At 67.4% G+C, this 25312-nt stretch carries 22 protein-coding genes and 1 pseudogene; 9 read left to right on the top strand and 14 right to left on the bottom strand.

Features of this window, described 5'->3' with window-relative positions; genetic code table 11:
• Positions 1-15: 15 nt before the first annotated feature.
• The 4 genes from GTV32_RS20450 to GTV32_RS20435 form a co-directional block, all read right to left on the bottom strand.
• A complete protein-coding gene (locus GTV32_RS20450; RefSeq protein ID WP_161061867.1) occupies positions 16-2583 on the bottom strand; it encodes an FtsX family ABC transporter permease in 2568 nt (855 codons plus the stop codon).
• Positions 2580-3209 carry an ABC transporter ATP-binding protein gene (locus GTV32_RS20445; protein ID WP_161062671.1) on the bottom strand — a complete coding sequence of 210 codons (630 nt, stop codon included), beginning with the start codon at positions 3207-3209 and terminating at the stop codon, positions 2580-2582. The genes GTV32_RS20450 and GTV32_RS20445 overlap by 4 nt, the downstream gene beginning before the upstream one ends.
• Positions 3210-3359: 150 nt before the next feature.
• Positions 3360-4493 (bottom strand): PLP-dependent cysteine synthase family protein, encoded by a 1134-nt coding sequence (locus GTV32_RS20440; protein WP_161061866.1) that lies wholly within the window; start codon positions 4491-4493, stop codon positions 3360-3362.
• A gap of 7 nt (positions 4494-4500) precedes the next feature.
• Positions 4501-4857, bottom strand: coding sequence for a DUF4229 domain-containing protein (locus GTV32_RS20435; protein WP_343287403.1), 357 nt, complete (start codon positions 4855-4857; stop codon positions 4501-4503).
• A gap of 175 nt (positions 4858-5032) precedes the next feature.
• On the opposite strand from GTV32_RS20435, the gene GTV32_RS20430 reads away from it, so the two are divergent.
• The 3 genes from GTV32_RS20430 to GTV32_RS20420 all read left to right on the top strand — a co-directional run bounded on the left by GTV32_RS20430 (position 5033) and on the right by GTV32_RS20420 (position 6142).
• Entirely contained in the window at positions 5033-5254 is a 222-nt protein-coding gene (locus GTV32_RS20430; protein WP_161061864.1) for a BldC family transcriptional regulator, read from the top strand.
• A 69-nt stretch (positions 5255-5323) separates the two neighbouring features.
• Positions 5324-5533: a hypothetical protein gene (locus GTV32_RS20425; RefSeq protein ID WP_161061863.1), complete on the top strand. Its 210-nt coding sequence runs from the start codon at positions 5324-5326 to the stop codon at positions 5531-5533.
• 153 nt (positions 5534-5686) lie between these two features.
• Entirely contained in the window at positions 5687-6142 is a 456-nt protein-coding gene (locus GTV32_RS20420; RefSeq protein ID WP_161061862.1) for a helix-turn-helix transcriptional regulator, read from the top strand.
• Between the two features lie 10 nt (positions 6143-6152).
• On the opposite strand, the gene ccsB is transcribed toward GTV32_RS20420, so the two are convergent.
• From ccsB to GTV32_RS20375, 9 genes and pseudogenes are all read right to left on the bottom strand, one after another.
• On the bottom strand, positions 6153-7169 hold the full coding sequence (gene ccsB, locus GTV32_RS20415; protein ID WP_161061861.1) for a c-type cytochrome biogenesis protein CcsB: 1017 nt from the start codon (positions 7167-7169) through the stop codon (positions 6153-6155).
• 32 nt (positions 7170-7201) lie between these two features.
• Positions 7202-8905 (bottom strand): cytochrome c biogenesis protein ResB, encoded by a 1704-nt coding sequence (locus tag GTV32_RS20410; protein WP_161061860.1) that lies wholly within the window; start codon positions 8903-8905, stop codon positions 7202-7204.
• Positions 8902-9706, bottom strand: a pseudogene (locus GTV32_RS20405) (cytochrome c biogenesis CcdA family protein). The gene GTV32_RS20410 and the pseudogene GTV32_RS20405 overlap by 4 nt, the downstream one beginning before the upstream one ends.
• Positions 9707-9708: 2 nt before the next feature.
• Positions 9709-10356, bottom strand: a complete 648-nt coding sequence (locus GTV32_RS20400) for a TlpA disulfide reductase family protein (protein WP_161061859.1) — start codon at positions 10354-10356, stop codon at positions 9709-9711.
• 8 nt (positions 10357-10364) lie between these two features.
• Positions 10365-10973, bottom strand: a complete 609-nt coding sequence (locus GTV32_RS20395; RefSeq protein ID WP_161062670.1) for a histidine phosphatase family protein — start codon at positions 10971-10973, stop codon at positions 10365-10367.
• Positions 10974-10990: 17 nt separating this feature from the next.
• Complete coding sequence (gene hemL / locus GTV32_RS20390) at positions 10991-12328, bottom strand: glutamate-1-semialdehyde 2,1-aminomutase (protein ID WP_161061858.1); 1338 nt, start codon at positions 12326-12328, stop codon at positions 10991-10993.
• Positions 12329-12504: 176 nt separating this feature from the next.
• Positions 12505-13356, bottom strand: coding sequence for a DUF559 domain-containing protein (locus tag GTV32_RS20385; protein ID WP_161061857.1), 852 nt, complete (start codon positions 13354-13356; stop codon positions 12505-12507).
• A gap of 182 nt (positions 13357-13538) precedes the next feature.
• Positions 13539-14402: an SGNH/GDSL hydrolase family protein gene (locus tag GTV32_RS20380; protein ID WP_161061856.1), complete on the bottom strand. Its 864-nt coding sequence runs from the start codon at positions 14400-14402 to the stop codon at positions 13539-13541.
• Positions 14399-15901 (bottom strand): PucR family transcriptional regulator, encoded by a 1503-nt coding sequence (locus GTV32_RS20375; RefSeq protein WP_161061855.1) that lies wholly within the window; start codon positions 15899-15901, stop codon positions 14399-14401. Before GTV32_RS20375 ends, GTV32_RS20380 begins: the two co-directional genes overlap by 4 nt.
• A 103-nt stretch (positions 15902-16004) precedes the next feature.
• Here GTV32_RS20375 and GTV32_RS20370 point away from each other — a divergent pair, with 103 nt between their 5' ends.
• From GTV32_RS20370 to GTV32_RS20345, 6 genes are all read left to right on the top strand, one after another.
• Positions 16005-17399: a gamma-aminobutyraldehyde dehydrogenase gene (locus GTV32_RS20370; protein WP_161061854.1), complete on the top strand. Its 1395-nt coding sequence runs from the start codon at positions 16005-16007 to the stop codon at positions 17397-17399.
• Between the two features lie 10 nt (positions 17400-17409).
• Positions 17410-18780, top strand: coding sequence for a 4-aminobutyrate--2-oxoglutarate transaminase (gene gabT / locus GTV32_RS20365; protein WP_161061853.1), 1371 nt, complete (start codon positions 17410-17412; stop codon positions 18778-18780).
• On the top strand, positions 18777-20822 hold the full coding sequence (locus GTV32_RS20360) for a primary-amine oxidase (protein WP_161061852.1): 2046 nt from the start codon (positions 18777-18779) through the stop codon (positions 20820-20822). Before gabT ends, GTV32_RS20360 begins: the two co-directional genes overlap by 4 nt.
• Positions 20823-20870: 48 nt before the next feature.
• Positions 20871-22340 (top strand): NAD-dependent succinate-semialdehyde dehydrogenase, encoded by a 1470-nt coding sequence (locus tag GTV32_RS20355; protein ID WP_161061851.1) that lies wholly within the window; start codon positions 20871-20873, stop codon positions 22338-22340.
• A gap of 67 nt (positions 22341-22407) precedes the next feature.
• Positions 22408-22956, top strand: a complete 549-nt coding sequence (locus GTV32_RS20350; protein ID WP_161061850.1) for a YdcF family protein — start codon at positions 22408-22410, stop codon at positions 22954-22956.
• A gap of 89 nt (positions 22957-23045) precedes the next feature.
• On the top strand, positions 23046-24002 hold the full coding sequence (locus GTV32_RS20345) for a hypothetical protein (protein ID WP_237421598.1): 957 nt from the start codon (positions 23046-23048) through the stop codon (positions 24000-24002).
• Between the two features lie 90 nt (positions 24003-24092).
• Here the strand turns inward: GTV32_RS20345 and GTV32_RS20340 are convergent, their stop codons facing one another.
• On the bottom strand, positions 24093-25256 hold the full coding sequence (locus tag GTV32_RS20340) for an acyl-CoA dehydrogenase (RefSeq protein WP_161061849.1): 1164 nt from the start codon (positions 25254-25256) through the stop codon (positions 24093-24095).
• Positions 25257-25312 lie beyond the last annotated feature (56 nt).

Genomic DNA, 25312 nt, shown 5'->3' with positions numbered 1-25312 from the left:
GTTGGGTTGGGTGGGTTACTCGGTGAGGATCGACTCGCTGATGTTCATCCGGGACGCCCGCATGGCCGGCACCAGCGACCCGACAACACAGAGCGCACAGGCCACCCCGATGAACAGCAGCGTCGACGGTCGCGGCGAGTACGCGATGTCGACAGATGTTGTGGCGGAGAGGATCTTGTCCGACAGGAAGTGGAGCGCACCGCCGAGCACCAGACCGGTGAACGATCCGATCAGCGCGATCCCGGCCGCCTCGGCCACCACCATCCGTGAGATGAAACGACGCGACGCGCCCATCGCACGCAGCACCCCGAGTTCGCGGCGACGCTCGATCACCGAGAGCAACAAGGTGTTCAACAACGCGACCGCCGCCGCGAGCGCGACGATCCACTGGATCGCCACCGTGAACGCACCGGCCTGCTCCGCCTGATCCTGCGCGGCCTGCAGTGCCTGCTCACCGGAGTGCACGTACACCGAACGGCCGCCGACCGACGGGTTCGCCGCAGCGATCGCCTCGAGACGTTCGCGGATCTGCTCCTGGTCGACATCCGGGTCGGTGGACACCTGCAGGTAGGTGTCGCCGGGCCGGTCGAACCAGTCGGCCAGTAGCGAGTTGGCCATGGCCGCGGTGCCCGATCCGATCGAGATGTAGTCGACGGTGTCGCGAACCACCACGTCGCGGTAACCGCTGGGCGTCGCCATCCTGAGTGTGTCGCCGCTCCCGACGTCGAGCGTCCGGGCGAGCACATTCGACAGCAGGATGCCGTTGCCCGCCAGTACCTGCTGCAGCGCTTGCGGGTCCGCCTTCTTCATGAACGGGGCCAACGAGTCGGGTTCCAGACCCTGCACCAAGATGCGGTCCTCGCCGACGTTGATGTTCGCCCACTGGGCGCCCACCACCTGCGTGACGCCGGGGACCTGCTCCACCTCGCCCTTCACCGCCGTCGGGAGCGGCGGGCCGGTCGGGATCCCACCTTCGTCGGTCGACGACACGTAGAAGTCCGGATCTGCCAGCCCGTCGAGCGAATTCGAGATCGAGCCGACCAGATTGTCCAGCGCACCCGACGTTCCCATTCCCACCGCCACAGCCACGGCCACCGTCATCAGGGTTGCCCAGGCCCGCCGCGGCGCGCGTTCGGTGTTGACCGCCGCGAGCTGACCGGGCCCGCGAAATCTGCGACACAGCGCGACGACGAGTCCCACCAGCGGGGTGGTCAGCGCGTAGCAGACGAGCAACGCTCCCACCGCGTACACGGCACCCGCGAGGATCGCTGGCCGGTCGGGCACGGTGGTCGCGACGAACCAGGAGGCGATCAGCAACCCGACCCCGACGATGGCGGCGATCCACACCGAGCGCCGGCGTTTGGATGTACCGTCGGCGACCTCGCCGGCGATCATCGCCTCCACCGGCGACACCGCGAACACCGACCGCGCGGCAAGCGACGTCGCCGCGACACAGGCCACCACGCAGGCGACGATCGCGATCATCGGGGCGTACCAGGGCAGGTGGTAGCTCACCGCGGTCGCCAACGTGTCCGACTCCGCGTCCGGAATACGGCTGATCGCCCATCGCCCGGCGAGGATGCCGATCGGTACACCGATCAACCCGCCGGCGAAACCGAAGATCGCGGACTCGCCGAGCAGGTCGCCGACGAGGTGTCCGCGCCGGGCGCCGAGAGCGCGCATCATCGCAAGCGACTGCCTTCGCGACGCGACGGCCATGTTCATGGTGTTGAAGACGAGGAACCCGGCGATCACCAGCGAGATGAGCGAGACGAGGAGGGTGGCGTCGCGGGTGATCGAGCTGGCGACCTCTGCCTGTTTCGCACGGAAATCCGGGTCGACCACCACCGCACGACCGTCGACGACCTGCGCTACACCGGCCTTGAGGGCCGGGATGTCTGCTCCCGGTTTCGCGACGATGAGGATCGAGTCGAGCTTGCCCGTCCGCGTCGCCAGACGTTGTGCGAGACCGAGATAGGCGAAGATGAAGTTGCCCTTGTTGAGCACCGCGGCCTGCTCGCCCTCGACCACCGAGATGACACGCACCGAAACGCCGTTGAGGTTCAGTTGCTGACCCTTGCGCAGGCCGGTCCCGGCACCGGCGACGATGCCGTCCTCGAGGTCCTGCTCCCCCAACCCCGACGACTGCTGCACCGAAACAGCCTGTCGCAGTTCACTGGACAACGCGGTGACGCGGAAATCCGAACCGAGCAAGGCGATCTTGCGGTCGTCGATCACCACGGAGTCGCGGATCAGCGGTACCACCGACTTCGCCTCCGGGACGTTCGCGCGGATCTCGCCGGCCAGGTCTTCGTCGATGCCCGAGTCCGCGATGGATGCGACCTCCACCTGAGCCGTCCCGGTGATCGCCGCATTGACCTGCCGGACCGACTCGGTGAGCGATCCGTACAGACCGAGCACCGAGATCAACAACGCCGACGCGACGACCACCACCAACAGCGATGTGGCCACCCGCAGTCGGTGGGAGCGGATCTCGCGCAGATTCAGCACGCGGATCCGCGAGAGTCCGGAGGCGACCGAACGAACAGGGTTCGTCGGGCCGGTGGTCCGGAGATCGCTCACGCGATCTTCCCGTCGCGCACCGTGATGGTCGTGTCGGCGACGTCGGCGGCATGGGCATCATGCGTCACCATCACCACCAGGCGATCCGCGGTGTCGTGCGCGACCTCCGACAGCAACTCGAGAACCGAGTCCCCCGTCTTCGAATCGAGATTCCCGGTCGGCTCGTCGGCCAACAGAATCGTCGGATCCATGATCAGCGACCGGGCGATCGCCACCCGCTGCATCTGACCGCCCGACAACTCCGACGGCCGATGGTCTACGCGCCCACCGAGACCGACCCGCTCGAGCAGTTCGATCGCCCGCGGCTTGGCCTTCCGCAACGACTGACTGTCCAGCAGTCGCGGCAACGCCACGTTCTCCCACGCCGACATCGTCGGCACCAGGTTGAAGAACTGGAAGACAAATCCCACCCGATGCCGCCGAAATGCCGACGCCCCCTCGTCATCGAGCGACCCCAGATCGACCCCGTCCACCGAGATCGACCCCGACGTCGGGGTGTCGAGCGCACCCAGAACATGGAGCAACGTGCTCTTCCCCGCTCCGGACGGACCCACCACCGAGGCGAACTGCCCACCGGCGAGACTCAGATCGACGCCGTCCAACGCCCGCACCACCTGATCACCCATCCGGTACTCCCGCACCAGATCAACGGCCCTGACCAGCGGTTCACGCTCGAGATCGTCCACACGCGCATGCTATCCCACGGTGATGAGGTGACCCTAAGTGGCGACCCTTCGAGACGCTCGCAAGCTCGCTCCTCAGGGAACAGGGTCGGGTCAGGAGACTGCGGCGGTCCACGTCCCGGAGGTGAAGAACTCGTCGACCACGGCGGTCGCCTCGGTCAGGTCGAAGCCGTGCTCGTCGAGCCAGCCGTCGTCGAAATAGGTGTTGCCGTACCGGTCACCCGAATCGCACAGCAGGCTCACCACGCTGCCGGGCTGCCTCGCGGCCACCATCTCGGCGACGATCTGCAATGCGCCCCACAGGTTGGTCCCGGTAGAGGCGCCGACGCGTCGACCGAGGCGGTCGCTGAAGCGCCGGGCGGTCGCGATGGACGCGTCGTCGGGGACACCGATCATCCGGTCGATCACCTGGGAGACGAACGACGGCTCCACGCGCGGTCGGCCGATGCCCTCGATCCGCGAACCCACCTCGGAGGTGAGCGTTCCGTCGCCGGTGTCGTAGGCAGGCAGGAACACCGAGTTCTCCGGATCCACCACGGCCAGCCATGTGGGATGGCGCCGGTAGCGCACATAACGTCCGAGCGTCGCCGACGTGCCGCCGGTGCCCGCCCCGACCACGATCCAGGTGGGGATCGGATGATCCTCGTCGGACATCTGCGCGAAGATCGATTCGGCGATGTTGTTGTTGCCGCGCCAGTCCGTGGCGCGCTCGGCCATGGTGAACTGATCGATGAAATGCCCGCCGAGTTCGGCTTCGAGCCGGAGAGCCTCGGCGTACACGTCGCCGGCGCGTTCCACGAAGTGGCAGCGACCACCCTCCCGCTCGATGAGCGCGGTTTTCGACGGGGAGGTACTCGAGGCCATCACCGCGATGAACGGGACGCCGATCAACTTCGCGAAATATGCCTCACTGACCGCGGTCGACCCGGACGACGCCTCGATGACGGTGGTGCCCTCCCGGACCCAGCCGTTGCAGAGTGCGTAGAGAAACAGTGAGCGAGCCAGGCGATGCTTGAGCGAACCGGTCGGGTGGGTGCTCTCGTCCTTCAGATAGAGGTCGACGCCGACCTCACTTCCGTCTTCGGCGGTCCACCGCGACCACTCCGGCAGCAGGACGCGGTGCAGGTGGGTATCGGCGCTGCGTCGACCGTCCGCCTCGATCAGGCGTACCGCGTTCTCCGACCACGTGCGGTCGCCGCGATGGTCGACGATCCTGGTCGGCCTCATCAACGACTCAGTCGGCCTGGCCGCGCAGGCGTGATTGCAGATCGTCGTGCCGGCGCCGCCGAGCCGCATCGACGGCCGCGATCTGCCGGTTCACGCGCAGACGCAGGGACTTGAACAGGACCATCCCCAGCGGCAGCGCGATCAGGACGCCGAACACCGCGGCCACCAACAACGGCACCTCGACCCCGGCGAGCGCACCACCACCGATGATGATCGCCGCGACCGCGACGACCAGCGCGAGCCGCGCGAGGGTATAGAGCACCAGCGACAGCGCAACACTGCCTGCGGTCGCCTCGCGGTCGGTACTGGTGTCCGGGGTACTGGTGTCAACGCCACTGGTGTCCACTGCCTTGTCTTCACTCACGGTGTCAAGGGTACTGCGCGTGAGGTCGCCCAATTGCGGCGATCGGGACGTCGCGAATGTCGGTTTTGCACTCTCTTTACCAATTGCTGACCGTTCGAGTACCCGGCCACCCGGCGTGTATCCATGAACCAGACCCCGCGTTCACATCGTTGCAGGCGAGAGAAGAGGTATCGACATGACTGTCATCGACTCAGCCACCCCCGGCATCATCACCCCTGGTCTTGCGAGTCAGCACACCCTGACCCCCGGCCAGGTCGCGTCCATGTTCAACGTCAACCCGAAGACGGTGGCCCGCTGGGCCAGCTCCGGACTGCTCGGTTCCATCCGTACCCCGGGCGGTCACCGTCGCTTCCGTGAGGCCGACGTCGTCGAACTGCTGAACCGCCGCACTCACTGACCGTTTTGACCGACTGGGTCGACCCCGTCGCATGGCAACCTCACGTACGCTTGTAGACGGGAGGTTGCCATGACGTTTCTGTTCGCCTTGATCGGCATTGCAGCGATCGGTTTTCTGCTGTGGCGCGCCTTCGGCCCTCAACTCGCCGATCGCGAGGATCATGACGACCGACCGACCCGGCCGATCGGCCCGGTCGGTCCCGACGACGATCCCGATTTCCTCCTCGATCTCGACCGTCGCACGCGGGGGCCCAACGGTTCCGACGCCGACGACGTCTGACGTATCCACTCACCTGACCGACGCGTACCCTACCCGCAGGTAGGGTAGTCTCTTTCCATCACGCAGGCCGCCCACCAGGTGGGTCGGGCGAAAGGTGCCGGAGATCAACGAACAACGCGGGGATGTTCTACGTTGAGCCCCCGAGAACTGCGCATGACACAGGGCGATGACCCAAGCTTCGCGGAGAAGTTGGGGCACCTCTTCGAGCATTCACGCGACGAGAACGGCGCGCCCTACACCGGCAAGAAGATCGCCGAGCGCGCCAACAACCTCGGATACTCGCTGTCGGATGCCTACATCTCCCAGCTCCGCACCGGGAAGGCCCGCACACCGTCCTTCCGGACCGTCGAGGCCATTGCGCGAGCATTCGAGGTCAGCGTCACGTACTTCCTGGCCAATCCCGACGAAGACCTCGAGCGCGTCCGCCAGCAGCGCGACTACGTGGAGATGCTGGCCACCACCGGCACCCACCTGTCCGGGATCGACGTCCAGTCGATCTGCCCGGACACCATCGACGTGGTGATCGCTCTGCTGAAGATGGTCAAGGCCCAGGCGCTGGAGAGCAAGGAAGCGCCACCCGGCGCGGACAGTGGTCAGAGTCCCGCGTAGCGGACGGTTCTCAGAGTCCCGCGTAGGAGTGCAACCCGGACACCACCAGGTTGATGATGAAGAGATTGAACAGCAGGGCGACAAAGCCCGCGACGTTGATCCAGGCAGCGGCATTGCTGCGCCACCCGGCCGTCGCGCGGGCGTGCAGATAGGCCGCATAGATCACCCAGGCGATGAACGACACCGTCTCCTTGGGGTCCCAGCCCCAGAACCGGCCCCATGCCGACTCGGCCCAGATCGCCCCGCAGATCACGCCGAGACCGAAGAGCGGGAAGCCGAACACGACGCACTTGTAGGCAAGCCGGTCGAGGGTGTCGGCGTTGGGGATTCGATCGATCACCCGCCGCACGCCGGCAACGAAACCCGACCCGGTCGCCGCCGGATCGTCGCTCTCCGGCCGCCCCCAACGCATCTTGATCAGATAGAGCGCACTGGCCACGCCCGAGACCAGCAGCACACCCGAGGACACCGAGATGATCGAGACGTGGATGGCGAGCCAGTAGGACTTCAGTGCAGGGACCACCGGCGCGGCCTGCGTGTAGAGCCAGCGACCCCCGATGAACATCAGCAGCGCGACCGGCAGCAGCACGAAGGTCAGCAACGGCCGATGCGCGGGTTTGCGTAGTACGACCAGACCGGCGATGACACATGCGGCACACGTCAGCGAGATGAACTCGTACATGTTGCCCCACGGCGCGCGGCCGGTGGCCATGCCGCGCAGCACAATGGACGCCACGTGGGCGATCAGCCCGACGACGACCACCGGATAGGCCATGTTGCCGAGTCGGTCGCCAAGACTGCGACGAGGAGTGTCGGCGACCTTGCCGGGCGCGCGGTCGTCCACGGCGACGCCGGACCCACCGGCGGTGACCAGCTGGGCCGCCGACGAGAGTTTGCGACTACGTGCCCCCGCGAGCGCCGCGAGGAACAGGAGCATCGCGAGCACGTAGATGGTGATGGCAGTACCGAAAAGAAGGTCGGAATACCGCGCCAGTGTCTCGTCGACGTGCATCGAACCGGTGTTCATCGCACTCGTCCTCTCAGTTCCTGTCGATCCCGCTACAGTCGCCGCCCGCGTATCCGACGAACCCGCGAGGTGCGCTCGGCGTCAGGGTCGCCCGGATCGCGAACCAGGTCGTGGGCCTGCTCCTCGAATCCCTCGCCCCAGCCCGCCTGGTCGGTGCGAGCCAGGCCGGCAATTTCTACTACAGTACGTCGTTCGCCGTGGTCACCGGAAACCGATCCGGGCGCGGGCACGAGCCGGACCCAGATGCGCCGGCGCCGGATCAGCAGCGACACCAGCAGTCCGCCGAGCATCACGATCGCCGAGACCAGGACCCAGACCTGCGCGGGATCATGGGAGACCTGCACCGACACCCATCGCTGATAACCGTCGAACCGCACCGAGGTGCCGTCGGCGAGGGTGTGGCTCTGCCCCTGCGAGAGGTTCACCTGCGCCCGCTGCTGCAGACGTCCCTGTTCGATGAGCGTCTGGTCGAGCGAGTACGCGTTCTGGGGTTTACCGGTGTCGAGGCCGGTGTCGCCCTCGTAGATGCGAATCGCCACGGCCGGATCGTCGGGCACCGGCGACGACGAGGTCAGCAGCGTGCCGTGGTAGTTGGCGGTCGGGGCGAACAGGCCTTCGAGGGCCACCTGATGCGAACGGCGCTCGTCTTCGTTCGGGTAGAGCCCGGCCGGGGTGTCGAAACGCGCCGCCCCCGACGACATCATCGTCTGCATCTCCTCCGGGATGAACAGTGCCGTCTGCCGGCGCTGTTCACCGTTCGGGAAGGTCACCGTGAACGTCGGGGCGTATCCGTTGCCGAGCACGTAGACACGGTCCCCGGCCACCCGCAGCGGGTCGTTCACCCGGATCGTCGTCGACACCCAGGTCGACGGATCGGTGCGCTGCGTGCCCTCGGTGTAGCGCACCTTCGCCGTGTACATGTCCGGCTGTCCGTTGGGCAGGAAGGTCGCATCGAAGCTGTCGACGCGGAAGCAGAACGGGTTGAGGTCTGTGCCGTCGACGAGGTTGCCGGCGCGGAAGGAGTCGTAGACGGCGGTCGAGGTGTTGCAGAGTCCCTGCTCGCCGTCCGCCACCAGGCTGCGGGTGCCCTCGTAGCCGTACAGCTTGCCGAAGGCGATCGACACGAGCAGCGCGAGCAGTGCGAAGTGGAAGACCAGGTTGCCGAACTCACGCAGGTAACCCTTCTCCGCGGAGATCTCCACCACGCCGTCATCCTTGACGACGGTGGTACGTCGCCACCCGCGGAGATTGCCGGAGATGCGCTGCGCCAAACCCTCGGGATCGCCGTCCACCTCGTGCTCCACGTGGCGCGGAAGTCGCTTCAGGTTCCGCGGGGCGGCAACGGGTTTGGCACGCAGGCTGTGAAAATGCTCGATCATCCGCGGGGTGAGACACCCGACGAGTGAGATGAACAACAGCACGTAGATGGCGGTGAACCAGGCGCTCGCGAACACGTCGAACAGCTGGAGTCTGTCCATCCACTCGCCGAGCCAGCCGTGCTCGTCGATGTAGGCGAGCGTCTTCTGCTCGTTCAGCGGCCGTTGCGGGAGCAGTGCGCCGGGGATCGCGGCGAGGGCGAGCAGGAACAGCAGGACCAGCGCGGTCCGCATCGAGGTGAGCGACCGCCACAGGTTGCGGGCCGGCCAGAGCACACGGCGGAAGATCCAGTGCGGGCGGGACGGGCCGGGCGTCGGTCCGGACACCTCGGCGTCGGGGGTCACGTCGGTCTCGGTCATACGGGCAGCTCCGTGTCGGTGATGAAAGCTTCGCGCACCCACACGATGAACTGATCCCAGAGCCCGGTGACCAGCGCGATGCCGACGGCGATGAGCATCATCCCGCCGAAGATCTGGATCGCGCGTGCATGATTGCGCAGCCAGCCGAGGCTGCGCAGGGCCCAGGCCGACGAGAACGCGAGCACGACGAACGGGATGCCGAGGCCCGCGCAGTAGGCGACGATGAGTGCGACACCCTTGGCGGCGGTCGCGCCTTCGGTTCCGCTGGCGGTGGCGATCACGGCAGCGAGGGTCGGTCCGAGGCAGGGTGTCCAGCCGAGGGCGAACACGGCGCCCAGCAGGGGCGCACCGACGAGATTCGACATCTGACGGGGCGCGAACCGGAACTCGTGCTGGGCCATCGGCACGAGACCGATGAACACCAGACCCATGAGGATGGTCACGACGCCACCGATGCGTTGCAGCACTTCACGATTCACGACGAACGTGTTGGTGATGCCGAGCACGGTCGCGGTGGCCGCGACAAAGATGACGGTGAATCCGAGGACGAAGAGTCCGGCGGCGACCGCAACGCGCGAGCGGCCACGCTTGGCGGGCTCCCCGACGGTGACCGCGGGGCTTCGGCCCCGACGAGTCCGGCGAGGTAGGAGAGATATCCGGGCACCAGGGCACCACGCATGGCGAGGCGAAGGAGACCAGACCGGCGACGACACACGCAGCGAGTGCGAGGAGCAGCGGTCCGCTCGACACCGTGGTGGCGAACGTGTCGCCGATGGCGGCCTGGGGGGCGAGTTCGATCATCGTCATGGTCGGCCCGGTGCGGATGGAGCTGACGACGACACCGGGGCCGACCGGCTCGAGGAGGCGACCGGCTCCGCCGCCACCTTGCGGACGATGGCGTCGAGTTCGTCGGCCGTGACCGCCTTCAGCAGCACCGTGGCCGGACGGTGCTGCCGATCGAGCACCACGGTGGTCGGCACCACGGCGGTGGGTGTGGTGAGGCTCGACAGCGTCATGCCGCCGTAGTCGTAGATGGACGGGTAACCGACCTGACGGTCGGCCACGAAATCCTTCGCCGACTGGCGGTCGTCGCGCAGGTTGATGCCGAGGAAGTCGACGCCGAGATCCTTGGTCTGGTCGTAGACGCGCTCGAGGTCGTCGGCCTCACCGCGGCAGGGCCCACACCACGAACCCCACACGTTGATGACGACGACCTTGTCGCGGAACCGTTCGTCGGACAGCGAGAGTGGCTCGTCGGTGACGAGATCCGGCCCCGACAGGTCGGCGACCTTCTTGCGCTCGGCGGGCGGATAGTTGATCACGGTCTGCCCACCCGGGGAGACGAATTGGAAGGTGTCCCCCTGGGCCACCGCGTCGTCGCCGGTGCCGCAGCCACTGACCACCCCGATCAGGGCGGCCAGTACCGCGACCAGCAGACAGAACCTTCGCACGTTCGTCCTTACGCTCCCGTTGCCAACGGGTCCGACGCGCCGGCCGGCTCGGAGTAGATGATGTCGACGAGAGCGTCGCCCTCGTAGATCAAGCTGGTCAGCGAGGCCAGCGAGCACTGCCGGCGACGCGGGTCGTGCCAGAGACGCTGGCCTTCCAGGAAGCGGCGCAGTGTGTAGACCGGCAGCTGATGGCTGACACAGACGGCTTCGTGACCGCGGGCGGCGTCGCGCGCCTTGTTGGCCGCGGCCAGCATCCGGTGCGCGAGCTGGATGTATGGCTCACCCCACGACGGGGTGAACGGGTCGCGCATCTTGGGCCAGTGCCGGGGCTTGCTGAGCGCGCCGTCGCCGACCGAGACCTTGAGCCCCTCGAAGACGTTGTCGGCCTCGATGAGTTCGTCGTTGGTGACGATGGTCAGCCCGTGGGCGCCGGCGATCGGTGTCGCCGTCTCCTGCGCGCGCTGCAGCGGCGACGCGAACACGGCGGTCACGTCGTGGTCGGCGAGAGTGTCGGCGACCTTGTTGGCCTGCGCGCGCCCGCTGTCGGACAGCCGGAACCCCGGCAGGCGCCCGTAGAGGATGCCGTCGGGATTGTGCACCTCACCGTGCCGCATCATGTGGACGATCGTGTTGGTCACTGGGACTCCCCCGTCGGATTGGCCGCTGCGCGTGCGGCGGCCCGCGCCGCGGCCGGCAGCGCATCGGCGATTCGTGAGAAAGCATCCTCGTCGAGCGCGGCGCTGACAAACCAGGCCTCGAACGCACTCGGCGGTGCGTAGACACCGCGTTCGAGCAGCGCGTGGAAGAACGGCGCGAACCGCCAGGTCTCGGTGGCCTTGACGCCGTCGTAGTCGGTGATCGGTTCGGTCTGATCGGTGAAGAAGATGCTGAGGAGGTTGCCTGCCTTCTGCACCCGGTGCGCAACGCCCTCGGCGGTCAGCGCCTCGGTGAACAGCTCCGCCAGGCGGTCGGCGTTGGCGTCGAGCGCGGTGTAGGCCTGCGCGTCGGCGTGCCGGAGGGTCGCCAGGCCCGCCGCCACCGCGACCGGGTTCCCCGAGAGCGTGCCTGCCTGATAGACGGGCCCGGTCGGGGCGAGGTACTCCATGATGTCGGTGCGGCCGCCGAAGGCCGCCGCGGGCAGACCGCCGCTCATCACCTTGCCGAAGGTGTAGACGTCGCCTGCCACGCCCTCGATGCCGTACCAGCCGGCCGGGCTCACCCGGAACCCGGTCATGACCTCGTCGATGATCAGCAGGGCGCCGTGCCGTCGGGTCAGTTCCCGCAGCCCTGCGTTGAATCCGTCGTGCGGGGCGATCGCGCCCATGTTGCCCGCGGCCGCCTCGGTGATCACCGCGGCGATCTCGTGACCGAATTCCTCGAAGGCCTTCGCGACGGCCTTGAGGTCGTTGTAGGGCAACACGAGGGTGTCGTGCGCGGAGGCGCCGGTGACGCCGGGCGAGGTGGGCAGTCCGAGGGTCGCGACGCCGGAGCCGGCGTCGGCGAGCAGCGCATCGACGTGCCCGTGATAGCAGCCGGCGAACTTGATGATCTTGGTTCGACCGGTGAATCCGCGGGCCAGCCGGATCGCCGACATGGTCGCCTCGGTGCCGGAGTTGACCAGCCGCACGCGTTCGACCGGGTCGACGCGGTCGATGATCTCCTCGGCCAGTTCGATCTCACCCTCGGTCGGGGCGCCGAAGGAGAGGCCACCGGCGGCCGCCTTCTGGACCGCCTCGACGACGGCGGGGTGGGCGTGGCCGAGGATCATCGGCCCCCATGAGCTGACCAGGTCGATGTAGTCGTTTCCGTCGACATCGGTGAGGTGGCAGCCCTTGGCCGACGCGATGAAGCGCGGGTCGCCACCCACCGCGGAGAAGGCGCGGACCGGCGAATTGACACCGCCTGGCGTGGCCGCGGTGGCGCGGCGAAAGAGTTCTGCGGACTTCGCGGCGGCATCAGCGGATGGGGTCACGGCCTCCAGTGTTCCAAACGGCGCCGACCTGGCCCAAATCGTTCAGGCTGCTCTCAGCCTGCGGTGACAGGTCCCGTGACGCCGGTCACCGATTCGGCCGAGGCCGATATGGATGCGGTGTGAGCGGGCCGTCGAAACGACTGTTGATGCGGAGACCCGCTCACGCCGCATCCATGTCAACGATGGCTCACGACCCGCTGCTTGAGGTGCTCACGCCGACGAACCAGATCGAGCACGGTCGCCTCGGCGTGCTCCCACTCGTGCACCACCCGCTGATAGCTGAACCGCAGTGTCACATAGCCGAGGCGGGTGGCCTCCTCGTCCCGGCGGCGGTCCTTCTCGATCTGATCCGGCGAGCGATCGTGGTACTCCACGCTGTCGATCTCGATGATGAGGCGGTCACCCACCAACAGATCGACACGACCCACACCGGCGATCTGATACTGCGTGCGTACCCGGATGCCCAGCGCCCGGAGTCGGAGCCGCACCATCGACTCGGTGCCGGACTCGGCCTTCGCGTCGCATCGGTCGAGCAGGCGGCGGATGCGGCGAGGGGCACCGACGAACTCCGCATCGATGTCGCACCTCTCCAACAGGTCCTGATGCAGGATCGAGTCGCGCACCACGACGATGCCCTCGTCGTCCAGGCACTTGAGCGCATGCCGCAGGGCGATCCGGATCTCGTCGACGGCGTCCACCTCGCGCTCCGGCGGCGCGTACTGCTTGCAATAGCGGCGCTTGCCGGATCGATGGGCCGCTTCGCGGCCACGGATGTGCATCGTGCTCGGCCCGGGCGGAGTCCAGACCCCATGGAGTCTCAGCGCCGACACGCAACTGACCACCCCGCCCGAGGTCACCGCGGCTGCCACCGACGTATCCGCCGTCCGGGTCGCATACCAGCCGCGCCGCAACAACCGGAGATCGCCGTCTTTGCGGGCCCGGCGAAGATCGGTCTGCGTGACACCGAGGCTTCGCAGCTGCGCCCAGGATGCCACGCCGTACGGGATGTGGAGGTCGGTCAGATCCATGCCGTGAGCGTGGCGCATAACTGCTCACAGAAACCGGTTGTGCCCGGGGCGATCCCGGATCTGTGGAGTGTTTCGTGACTGTGGACGAGCGAGGGGTGACATGAGTGCGGTGTCAGCGGGTCGTCGCGACGATCATTGATGCGGCGCCTCGCTGACGCCGCATCGATATCCACCGCCTGCGACTAGCTGATTGCCCCGGCCACCTGTTCGGCTATCGCCTGCTGCCCCAGCTCGTTCGGATGGGCGGGGGCCGCGCCGGTCGCACCGGCCTGCGGCTCGATCCACCGCGTACCGGCCGGGGCGCAGGCGTCATGGCCTTCCGACACCTCGGACATGTCGACGAAGGTCGCGCCCGCCTGTTCGGCGGCGCGCTGCACCGACCGGTTGAGAACCGCCTGCAGCTCACGGAGATACGGGACGTCGCCGGCCGCGACGCGCATCGTCGGATAGCAACCGGTCTGCGCCGGAAGGATCCATGGGTATCCCACTGCCAGCACCTGCGCGTCCGGCGCCTTGGCCCGGACCGCCGCGTAGGCACGCACGAGTGACGGATAGGTGCGCTCGCGGACGATGTCGAGGTACTCCGCACCATGCGCTGCCCGGCACGGCGAACCACCCGGATCGGTGGGCGCCACGTCGGAGCAGGCACGGATGGCGGTGGTGTACACCGCACTGTCGTTGCCGCCGACCATCACCGTCACCACATCGTCGTCACCGGAGAGCGCCTCCAATTGCGCAGGGACACCGGCATACTGGGCGGTGAAGAAGTCGGCGGTGTCGGCGCCGCTGCAACTGACGTCGTCGAGCCGGTATCCGCGGGCGGACGCGAGCAGATGTGCGAAGTTGCGCGCCGACCGCAGGCACAACACCGGTGAATCCTCCACCAGCGGTTGTACTCCCGCCGCTGCGCTGTAGCTGTCGCCGAGGTTGACCTGCCGCAGCTGGGGCGGCACCGATGTCGACGTGTCCGCGCCATCGGTTTGGTCGGCGGCGCAGCCGGCCACCATCAGTGCGAGCACCAGCAGCAGACCGGCGAACTTGCTCATGCGTCGGCCCCCAGCAGCATCAACAACAACTCCGCCCGGGTCCGCGCATCGGCCAGGTCCACCTCCAGCATGTCCTCGATCCTCTCGATCCGGTGCCGCAGGGTGTGCCGGTGCACCCCCTGCGCGGCGGCCGCGACGCCCCAGTTCCCGTTCGCCTCGAGGAATGCCAGCAGACTCGCACGCAGATCCGTGCCGTGCTCATCGTCGTGGGCGATCACGGGTGAGAGGCGTTGTGCCGACGCGTCGGCGAGCGCCTGCCGGACCGGGTTCATCGTCAGCAGCGATCGGTTGCCGCACAGGTCGACGAGCTGCCCGACCGCGGCCGAACGGCACGCCAGCCGCGCCTGCCGTACCGATTCGCCCACGTCACGCAGTTCGGCTGCCGGTCCGATCCCGCCCGCCACGGGACCGCTGCGGTTCATCATGGCCAGCAGGCCGACGGCGAACTCCACGTGATCGTCGCCGCGCAACAGGGCGATCAACTCGGCATCGTCCCGGTGGACGAACACCGGTCGCCAGCGATGGTCGAGTTCGTCGACGAGCCTGCGACGTCCCTGCGTGGCCGCGTCGGGGTCGGCGAAGGTGAAGACCGCCGCGCGTACCCGTCCGGCCGGATCTGCCGCACGCCCGAGTATCCGGTGCAGGCCCGGTCCCGCGACGGTCCCGTCGCACACGAGGGCGAGCGCATCGTCGTGCAGGTCCACGATGTCGCGGGTGACCTGTCGCGGCTTGGCGTGTTCGATCGCGAGCAGCGAGGTGGCGTGCCCGACGAGCATGCGCGCGACGTCGTCGAGGGAGGACGGACCGACCACCCCGAGATGTCCGTAGGTGCGACCACCCGACCCCACGCGGGCCACCGTGATCGTCGCGTCGTCGGTCAGCCACACCGCGCCCGCGGACGCGGGGTCGCGCACCACCAGGTCGCGAATCCGGTTGAGATCGGCCGACGGAACGGCGCGCGGTGCCGACGCCACCACCGACAGGCCGGTGTCGAGGAGCACCACGTGCTGGTCGATGGCCTCCGCCAGCTCGCGGATCAGCGCCGAAGAACCTCCCGACGCCGCAGCCCGGGTCATCCGAGGCTGCGCCTTGGTGGCCGTGACCAACCGCGCCGACCGTTGCGCCGCGATCTGATCGAGCACTGCTCGGGTCACCGCCGAGAACGGGACCGGCAGCGGAACCTCGAACAACGGCAACCCGAGGTGGTCGGCGGCCTCGGCCATATCTGCCGGCACCTCGTCGAATCCGAATCCCACGCCCAGGCCGACCGCCGCGACCCCTACCCGGTCCAGACCTGCCAGATACGCCCGGCGGGCGACCGCGTCGTCACCGAGGCGAAGCCCGGTGGTGAGCAGAACCTCCCCACCCGACAACCATTCGCCCGCGTTCGCCAGCTCCGACGACACCGCGCAGTCGAGCGAGCGGCCCAGCCCGGCCGCGCCACCACGAAGCGCCAGCTGAAGCCTGCGCTGCGCCAACAGCCATCGGACGGTCGTCACACAGATAACCCTAGCGACGAATGGACATGTTGGAGTGAACTCAGCCGGTGCCTGTACAGAATGTCAGGCCACGTCGCGTCGCGTGGAGGCGAACACTGGACCCATGTCCGTACTGCAGAATTTCATCAACGGCGAGTTCGTGGCGTCCACGTCCACCGAGACCATCGACATCGTCAACCCCGTCGATGAGTCCGTGGTCGCCGTGTCGCCGGTCTCCACGCCCGCCGACGTCGACTCCGCGATGGCCGCCGCCACCTCGGCCTTCGCCACCTGGAGCACCACCACCCCGGCCGAGCGCCAGAAGGCACTGCTGAAGCTCGCCGATGCGATCGAGGCCGGGTCCGACAAGCTCGTCGCCGCGCAGGCCCGCAACACCGGCCAGCCCAAGGAGCAGATCGCCGCCGAGGAGGTGACCGTCGGCGCCGACCAGGTGCGGTTCTTCGCAGGCGCGGCCCGCATGCTCGAGGGCAAGTCAGCGGGCGAGTACATGGCAGGCCACACGTCGTTCGTCCGACGGGAGCCGGTCGGCGTGATCGGCCAGGTGACGCCCTGGAACTACCCGCTCATGATGGCCATCTGGAAAATCGCGCCGGCCATCGCGGCCGGCAACACCGTGGTCCTCAAGCCCTCGGACACGACGCCGGAATCGACCCTCGTGCTGGCCGAGATCAGTCAGGGCATCCTCCCGCCGGGAGTGCTCAACGTGGTCCTCGGCAACGGCGAGACCGGGGCTGCCGTGGTCGGTCACCCCACCCCGCGGATGGTGTCGATCACCGGTTCCGTGCGGGCCGGGATCGCGGTCGCGGTGTCGGCCGCGCAGCAGTTGAAGACCGCGCACCTCGAACTCGGCGGCAAGGCACCGGCGGTGGTGTTCGCCGATGCCGACCTCGACAAGACCATCGAGCCGCTGGCGGAGGCCGCGTTCTTCAACGCCGGGCAGGACTGCACAGCGGTCACCCGCGTGCTGGTACACGAGTCCATCCACGACCAGGTCGTCGACCGCCTCGTCGCGGAGGCCGAGAAGGCGACCGTCCCGCCCCTCAACAACATCAACCACTTCTCCAAGGTCACCGCCATCCTGGACGGAATCCCACCGCACGCAACAGTGGCGACTGGAGGAAAACGCAAGGGCGACAAGGGATTCTTCGTCGAGCCGACGATCATCACCGGCGTGCGACAAGACGACAAGCTGGTCCAGGAGGAGACCTTCGGCCCGGTCATCACCGTTCAGCCGTTCTCCGACGAGCAGCAGGCGATCGAGATGTCCAACGATGTGGCCTATGGTCTGGCGTCGAGCGTCTGGACCACCGACCACGGGACGGCCATGCGGATGTCGGCCGCCCTCGACTTCGGCTGCGTCTGGGTCAACTGCCACATCCCGCTGGTCGCCGAGATGCCGCACGGCGGATTCAAACATTCCGGCCACGGAAAAGACCTGTCGCTCTACGGTATCGAGGACTACACCCGCGTCAAGCACGTGATGAGCAACATCGAGTGAGGTGAACGGGATGACCACCATGGCCCACCGGCTGCCGCAGAAGCGGCACCTGGTCACCGAGCTGCCCGGACCACGGTCGGCCGAGTTGACCGTCCGCCGGCGGGCCGCGGTGGCGCCCGCCGTGGGTTCGGCCGCCCCGGTGTACGCGGTCGACGCCGATGGTGGCGTGATCATCGATGTCGACGGCAACTCGCTCATCGACCTCGGGTCCGGTATCGCCGTGACCACCGTGGGCGCGAGCAATCCGGCGGTGGCCGACGCCGTTGCCGCACAGGCTCATCGGTTCACCCACACCTGCTTCATGGTCACGCCGTACGAGGGCTACGTCGCGGTGGCCGAGAAGCTCAACGAGCTCACGCCGGGCGACCACGAGAAGCGCACTGCGCTGTTCAACTCCGGCGCCGAAGCGGTGGAGAACGCGGTCAAGATCGCACGGCTCGCCACCGGCCGAAACGCGGTGGTCGCCTTCGACCACGCCTATCATGGCCGCACGAACCTCACGATGGCGCTGACCGCCAAGACGATGCCGTACAAACACAGCTTCGGACCGTTCGCCCCCGAGGTCTACCGCATGCCGATGAGCTACCCCTACCGCGACGAGCTGGGTGTCGACGGCGTGGCCGCCGCGAACCGCGCCATCAGCATGATGGACAAACAGATCAGCGCCGACAGCCTGGCGGCGGTGATCGTCGAGCCCATCCAGGGCGAAGGCGGATTCATAGTCCCCGCACCGGGATTCCTTCCCACCCTGGCGGGGTGGTGTCGGGCCAACGGGGTGGTGTTCGTCGCCGACGAGGTGCAGAGCGGCTTCTGCCGCACCGGCGACTGGTTCGCCTGCGACCATGAAGGGGTGATCCCCGACCTGGTCACGATGGCCAAGGGCATCGCGGGCGGGATGCCGCTGTCGGCCGTCACCGGACGCGCCGAGTTGATGGACGCCGTGCACCCGGGCGGGCTCGGCGGCACCTACGGCGGAAATCCGGTGGCGTGCGCCGGCGCGCTCGCTGCCATCGACCAGATGATCACCCTCGACCTCCCGGCACGCGCCCGCCACATCGGTGACCTGATCCTGTCGTCGTTGTCGGCCACCGCGGCATCGCTCGCCGAAAACGGACGCGAGGTGATCGGCGACATCCGCGGCCGAGGGGGCATGATCGCCATCGAACTCGTCCGGCCCGGCACCACCGAACCCGATGCCGAACTGGCCAAATACGCAGCCGCACAAGCCCTCTCACGCGGTGTCATCGTGCTCACCTGCGGCACCTTCGGTAACATCCTGCGGCTGCTGCCGCCTTTGGCCATCGACGACGAATTGCTCCGCGAGGGACTCGACATCATCGCCGAGGCCCTCTCCGCCGATCAGCAAGGAGACCGCGCATGACGGACACGGCAGCTCAGGTCACCGATTTCGGACATCCTCTCGATCCACTGGACGCCGATGAGTTCCGGGCGGTGACCGCCCTTCTCGCTCGTGAGCACGGCGTCGGCGAGGGCTGGCGGATCGCCTCGATCGAGCTCGCCGAACCGTCGAAGGCACAACTCGCGACCTACGCCGCGGACGGCGTCGTCCCGTCGCGCCGGGCCGTCGTCATCTGCCTGGACTCCGGCGAGAACGCCACCTACAAGTCGTTCGTGACCCTCGGCGGGGATCCCGAATCGTCGGGCACGGTGGACTCCTTCGAGCATCTCCCGGGTGTCCAGGCGAACTTCACGGTCGACGAGTTCGAGGAATGCGATCGTGTCCTGCGTGCCCATCCGGATGTCCAGGCGGCACTCGCGCGACGCGGTATCACCGACCTCGACAAGGTGTTCATGGACACGTGGACCTACGGCGGCGTGGTGATCCCCGAGGAGTTCGAGGGGCGCCGACTCGGCTGGTCGGACACCTGGGTGCGCAATGCCGACGGCGCGAACCCGTATGCCAACCCGGTTGCGGGCCTGCACTGTGTGATCGATGTGAACACTATGGAGTTGTTGCGCATCGAGGATGCCGCCGCCGGGAGCGCAGCGAGCGGGGCGAATGAACCCGCCGCCGGGAGCGCAGCGAGCGGGGCGAATGCACCCGCCGGCTGGTTCGAGCGTCCCGAGGTGATGGGCGAGTATGTGCCCCGGCACATCCCACAGCGCATCCGTGACGAGTCCCGTCGTCCGCCGTTGAAGCCGCTCGAGATCACCCAGCCCGACGGGCCGTCGTTCACACTCGAGGGAAACCTGCTCACCTGGCAGAACTGGTCGCTGCGGGTCGGCTTCAACTACCGCGAGGGCATGACGCTGCACACCGTGAGCTACCACGACGCCGGACGGGAACGCAGTGTCGCGCATCGTCTCTCGTTCGCCGAGATGATGGTCCCCTACCGCGACCACTGTGAGGACCACTATCGCCGTACCGCCTTCGACATCGGCGAGTGGGGCCTCGGCTTCATGACCACGTCCCTGGAACTGGGCTGCGACTGCCTCGGCGAGATCCGCTACCTCGATGCGGTACTGCACGACAGCGCCGGCGAACCCTTCACCATCACCAACGCGATCTGCATCCACGAAGAGGACAACGCGGTCCTCTGGAAACACGTCGACCACGACGCCGGCGCCGAGGTCCGCCGGATGCGACGTCTCACAGTGAGTTCCCATGTCACGGTGGCCAATTACGAGTACCTGATCTATTGGCGCTTCTATCAGGACGGCAACATCGAGTGCGAGGTGCGGGCCACCGGCATCATGGTCACCACCCCGATGCCACCAGGCGTGACGTCGAACCCACACGGCACCACCGTCGACGATCGCACCTACGCGCCGTTCCACCAGCATTTCCTGGTCGCCCGGCTCGACCTCGACATCGACGGTACCGACAACACCGTGTTCTCGTCGGAGACCGTTGCAGAACCGATGGGCCCCGGAAACCCACTCGGGCTGTCGCTGATCCAGCAGAACATCGCGTTGCGGACCGAGTCGGAGGGCATGCAGAACATGAACTTCGCCACGCAACGTACGTGGAAGGTGGCCAACACCAACGTCACCACAGCTCTCGGACATCACCCCGCCTACAAACTGGTGCCGACCGGCGCCCTGCCGTCGATGTTCGATCCCGCGTCGCCCATCTTCCGTCGGGCAACTGTGATCGGACACACCCTGTGGGTGACCCCGAACAATCCCGACGAACGTTGGCCGGCGGGTGAATTCGTGAATCAATCGGACCACGACACCGGCCTCGGCGAGTGGACAAAGGCCGATCGCCCCATCCTCGACACCGACGTCGTGCTGTGGTACACGTTCGGCATCCATCACATCACCCGCCCGGAGGACTGGCCGGTGATGCCTGCCGATACGGTGTCGTTCTGGCTCAAGCCTTTCGGCTTCTTCGACCGGAATCCGGCGCTCGACGTCGAACCCTCACCGGGATCGCACAGTTGTCACCACGATGGCTGAGTCCCGTGCCCACCTGCTCGCGCGCAACTGACAAGGATGTGAGATCGAATGAGCAACAACGAGGTTGTCGACCCACAGGCCGTGCTCGACGGCGTCCCGACCGGACTCTGGATCGACGGAGCGTCGGTACCGTCGACGGGCGGTGGGACGTTCGCGGTGTACGACGCCGCCACCGAGGAGGAGCTCGTGTCGGTCGCCGATGCGACCGTCGAGGATGCACGCCTGGCGCTCGACAAGGCGGTGGCGGCGGCAGACGACTGGGCGGCCACGCCGCCGCGCGAGCGTGGTGAGATCCTCCGCCGGGCATTCGAGATCCTCACCGATCGCGCCGACGATCTCGCGATGCTGATGACACTGGAACTCGGCCGGGCGCTCCCCGACAGCGTCGCCGAGACGAAGTACGGCACGGAGTTCCTGCGCTGGTTCGCCGAGGAGGCGGTGCGCATCGACGGCCGGTTCACCAAGTCTCCGGCGGGCACCGGACGCATCCTGGTCTCGCATGCGCCGGTGGGGCCGTGCCTGGCGATCACTCCCTGGAACTTCCCGCTCGCGATGGGGACGCGCAAGATCGGGCCCGCGCTGGCCGCCGGGAACGTGATGCTGGTCAAACCCGCGCACGAGACACCGTTGACGATGCTGGCCCTCGCCGAGGTGTTCGCCGAGGCCGGACTGCCCGGCGGCGTGTTGTCGGTGCTGCCGACGAGCAGCTCCGGTGACCTGTCGACGGCCATCATCACCGACGACCGCATCCGCAAGATCAGCTTCACCGGGTCCACCCCTGTCGGTCGGAACCTGTTGGGGCAGGCGGCCGAACGAGTTCAGCGGACGTCGATGGAACTCGGTGGCAACGCCCCGTTCCTGGTGTTCGACGACGCCGACGTCGACGCCGCCGTGGAGGGCGCGTTCGCCGCCAAGATGCGCAACGGCGGCGAGGCGTGCACCGCGGCCAACCGGTTCCTCGTGCAGTCGGGCGTCGCCGAGGAGTTCACCGCCAAGCTGACCGAGAAGATGTCGGCGGCCCGCCTCGGCCCGGGTTACGAGTCCGGGGTCACGCTCGGGCCGCTGGTCAGCGCCAAACAACGCGACAAGGTCGCCGAGGCGGTCGACGGCGCCATCGCCGACGGCGCCCGAGTCCGCTTGGGCGGCAAGGTACCCGAGGGCAAGGGATTCTTCTATCCGGCCACCGTCCTCGATCAGGTCGATCCGTATGCACCGGTGACCCGCGGCGAGATCTTCGGTCCGGTCGCGGTGATCAGCACCTTCGAATCCGAGTCCGACGCCGTGAAGGCAGCCAACTCCACCGAATACGGTCTGGCCGCGTATTTCTACACGCGCGACCTCGACCGCACGATGCGCGTCGCGGAGGCTCTCGATTCCGGCATCGTGGGTGTCAACCGCGGTGTGGTCTCCGATCCGGCCGCGCCGTTCGGCGGTGTCAAGCAATCGGGCATCGGCCGCGAAGGCGGCAGTGAGGGCATCGAGGAGTACCTGACGGTGAAGTACATCGCGCTCACCTGACGGGTGGGTGCCGTGCCGTTCACCTGCATTCCCTGCAGGATCCGGTGAATTTTGTACACTCGTGCACATGCGTGTCAGGGTCACCGCCGTTCTCGTCTCACTCATCGCCGCTCTGGGCCTCACGGTCGCCGCACCCGCGCAAGCCGCGCCGGGTCCCGGCAGTTCCGACCTGTTGTCGCCCAACAGCCTGTTCCTCTGGCAGAGCCCTCCGACGCGATACATCGTGGTGCTCGGCGCCAAGATGGGAACGTTCGGTCAGACGCCGGGTGTGCTTCAGCAACGGATGAACGTCGCCGCGAGCCTCGGCCGCTCACATCCGTTCAACCGCATGATCGTCTCCGGCGGGAACACCTGGTGGCTTCCGGTGTCGGAGGCACAGTTCATGAATGTGGGCCTGATCAAACGCGGTGTGCCGGTGTGGCAGATGGTCAACGAGGGCGCGTCCACCAGCACTGTTCAGAACGCCAGCAACACGGTCGGCATGCTCAAGGCGATGGGCGCCTCGGGTGCGTTGATCGTCACCAACGGCTTCCACATGCCGCGCGCCATGAACGACTTCCGCGCCGCGGCCACCAAGCAGCACGCTCGTCTCGAGTTCCGTCCGGCTTACGCCTGACAACCAGAGACCGCATCTCTCGCGAACAACCTCTGCCACGCGAAAGGTCTCTCGCGACAAGAAGGGTGTCTGCGGCAAGCAACCCGCAGATGAAACCGGTTGCCGGTCCGGTGCGTCTGATTCCCATGGAGGCTTTCGCATCTCTGCAGGGCGCGGCAAACCGCGCTGAACTCCTCTCGGCCGGTTTTGCCGACCACGAGATACGGGCAGCGGTCCGGTCGGGCGTGCTGAACGTGCTCGCCGCCGGGGTGGTCATCCCGGCAGAGCTGCTCGACGGCACACCGGAGCAGCAGCACCGTGAGCTGTCGCTCGCGTGGGCACGTCGAAGCGCGACCCCCGGCCGTGCGCTGGCCGGCACGTCGGCCGCCTCGGTGCTCGGACTCCCGGCGTGGGGACTCGACACCAGCCGTGTCGTGGTTGCCGAGTTCGGCACCAGATCACGGTCGAGGTCGACCGGTGTCATGCGCGTGGTGTCGGGTCGGCGGCCCGCCTCGACGGTCGTCGGCGGCGGCGCCGAGGTGCTCTCGCCGGCTCGCGTCGTCGTCGACATCGCCCGGCACGCACCACGTATTCCGGCGATCGCGGTCGGAGATGCTGCGCTCCATGCCGGCTTGTGCAGCACAGCCGAATTGGCGAACGAACTCGATCTCATCACGGGGATGGCCGGCGCCGCCCGCGCCCGGCGGGTCATCGGTGAACTCGACGGCGCTGCCGAATCGGTTCTGGAATCGCGGAGTCGGATCGAGATCCTCGACGCCGGGCTGCCCGCGCCGGAACTGCAGGTGGACCTCTACGACGCGTGGGGCAACTGGGTGGCGCGAGTGGACTTCTACTGGCGCCTCCATCGGGTCGTCGGAGAGAGCGACGGGAAGTCGAAATACTCGGGCAGCGAGGGCAACGACCGGCTTCTCCACGAGAAGGGTCGCACGGACGGGCTCGTCGAACTCGGCAACCGCGTGATCCACTGGGGCTGGAGCGAGGTCGACCAGCGTGCGCGTCTGATCGCGCGTCTCACGACGATGCTGTCGGCCTCGGATGCCGCGTGACACACGAAAAACCTCACCTGTCGCCGGGGACCTTCCGCGCGACGGCGGTCGGTGACGACAGGTGAGGTTTGTCGGACGGGGACGTAAGAGTCAGCGCAGCAGGGCGCGGCTCATGACGACGCGCTGGATCTGGTTGGTGCCCTCATAGATCTGGGTGATCTTCGCGTCGCGCATCATGCGCTCGACGGGGAAGTCACGGGTGTAGCCGGCGCCGCCGAACAGCTGCACGGCGTCGGTGGTCACCTCCATGGCCACATCGGAGGCGAAGCACTTCGACGCCGCGGAGATGAACCCGAGGTTCTTCTCGCCACGCTCCGCGCGGGCCGCCGAGGTGTAGACCATCAATCGCGCGGCCTCCACCTTCATCGCCATGTCGGCGATCATGAACTCGACGCCCTGGAACTTGCTGATCGACTGCCCGAACTGCTTGCGGTCCTTGACGTATTCGATGGCCTTGTCGAGCGCGCCCTGGGCGATGCCCACGGCCTGCGCACCGATCGTCGGTCGGGTGTGGTCGAGGGTCTGCAGCGCGGTCTTGAAGCCGGTGCCCTCGTCGCCGACGATGCGGTCCTCGGGGATGGTGCAGTCCTCGAAGTAGAGCTCGGCGGTCGGCGAACCCTTGATACCGAGCTTCTTCTCCAACGGTCCGACGGTGAAGCCCGGATCATCCTTGTGCACCATGAACGAAGAGATCCCGTTGGCGCCCTTCTCCGGATCGGTCACCGCCATCACCGTGTACCAGGTCGACTTGCCGCCGTTGGTGATCCAGCACTTGGAGCCGTTGAGCACCCAGTTGCTGCCGTCCTTGCGGGCACGGGTCTTCATCGACCCGGCGTCGGAGCCGGCCTCCCGCTCGGAGAGTGCATAGGACGCCATCGCCTCGCCGGACGCGATCGACGGCAGCACCTGCTTCTTGAGTTCGTCGGAGCCGTTGAGGATCAGGCCCATGGTGCCGAGCTTGTTGACGGCCGGGATCAGCGACGACGACGCGCACACCCGGGCGACCTCCTCGATGACGATGCAGGCGGCGACCGAGTCGGCACCCTGGCCGTCGTACTCCTCGGGCACGTGGATGGCGTTGAACCCCGACGCCACCAGGGCATCGAGTGCCTCCTGCGGGAAGCGCGAGTTCTCGTCGACGTCCGCGGCGTGTGGCTCGATCTCCTTCTCGGACAGCGCGCGAATCGCCTCGCGGAGCGCCACATGCTCCTCGGGCAATGCGAAGACGTTGAATTCCGGGTTACCGAATCCCATGATCACTCCTTACGAGACCGTGCAATATGACACTGCGTGCCATCCGATACGTCCAG

Source organism: Gordonia sp. SID5947 (assembly GCF_009862785.1).
Lineage (GTDB): Bacteria > Actinomycetota > Actinomycetes > Mycobacteriales > Mycobacteriaceae > Gordonia.
The sequence above is the reverse complement of the archived record's forward strand: the minus strand, read 5'-3'. Positions and strand labels throughout refer to the sequence as shown.

Bases quoted from the DNA above. Each gene is read 5' to 3' on its own strand.
- GTV32_RS20445 (WP_161062671.1), bottom strand. From the start codon at position 3,209: ATGGGTGATCAGGTGGTGCGGGCGTTGGACGGCGTCGATCTGAGTCTC.
- GTV32_RS20440 (WP_161061866.1), bottom strand. From the start codon at position 4,493: ATGAGGCCGACCAGGATCGTCGACCATCGCGGCGACCGCACGTGGTCG.
- GTV32_RS20430 (WP_161061864.1), top strand. From the start codon at position 5,033: ATGACTGTCATCGACTCAGCCACCCCCGGCATCATCACCCCTGGTCTT.
- GTV32_RS20425 (WP_161061863.1), top strand. From the start codon at position 5,324: ATGACGTTTCTGTTCGCCTTGATCGGCATTGCAGCGATCGGTTTTCTG.
- GTV32_RS20420 (WP_161061862.1), top strand. From the start codon at position 5,687: ATGACACAGGGCGATGACCCAAGCTTCGCGGAGAAGTTGGGGCACCTC.
- ccsB (WP_161061861.1), bottom strand. From the start codon at position 7,169: ATGAACACCGGTTCGATGCACGTCGACGAGACACTGGCGCGGTATTCC.
- GTV32_RS20410 (WP_161061860.1), bottom strand. From the start codon at position 8,905: ATGACCGAGACCGACGTGACCCCCGACGCCGAGGTGTCCGGACCGACG.
- GTV32_RS20395 (WP_161062670.1), bottom strand. From the start codon at position 10,973: ATGATGCGGCACGGTGAGGTGCACAATCCCGACGGCATCCTCTACGGG.
- GTV32_RS20385 (WP_161061857.1), bottom strand. From the start codon at position 13,356: ATGGATCTGACCGACCTCCACATCCCGTACGGCGTGGCATCCTGGGCG.
- GTV32_RS20380 (WP_161061856.1), bottom strand. From the start codon at position 14,402: ATGAGCAAGTTCGCCGGTCTGCTGCTGGTGCTCGCACTGATGGTGGCC.
- GTV32_RS20370 (WP_161061854.1), top strand. From the start codon at position 16,005: ATGTCCGTACTGCAGAATTTCATCAACGGCGAGTTCGTGGCGTCCACG.
- gabT (WP_161061853.1), top strand. From the start codon at position 17,410: ATGACCACCATGGCCCACCGGCTGCCGCAGAAGCGGCACCTGGTCACC.
- GTV32_RS20360 (WP_161061852.1), top strand. From the start codon at position 18,777: ATGACGGACACGGCAGCTCAGGTCACCGATTTCGGACATCCTCTCGAT.
- GTV32_RS20355 (WP_161061851.1), top strand. From the start codon at position 20,871: ATGAGCAACAACGAGGTTGTCGACCCACAGGCCGTGCTCGACGGCGTC.
- GTV32_RS20350 (WP_161061850.1), top strand. From the start codon at position 22,408: ATGCGTGTCAGGGTCACCGCCGTTCTCGTCTCACTCATCGCCGCTCTG.
- GTV32_RS20345 (WP_237421598.1), top strand. From the start codon at position 23,046: ATGAAACCGGTTGCCGGTCCGGTGCGTCTGATTCCCATGGAGGCTTTC.
- GTV32_RS20340 (WP_161061849.1), bottom strand. From the start codon at position 25,256: ATGGGATTCGGTAACCCGGAATTCAACGTCTTCGCATTGCCCGAGGAG.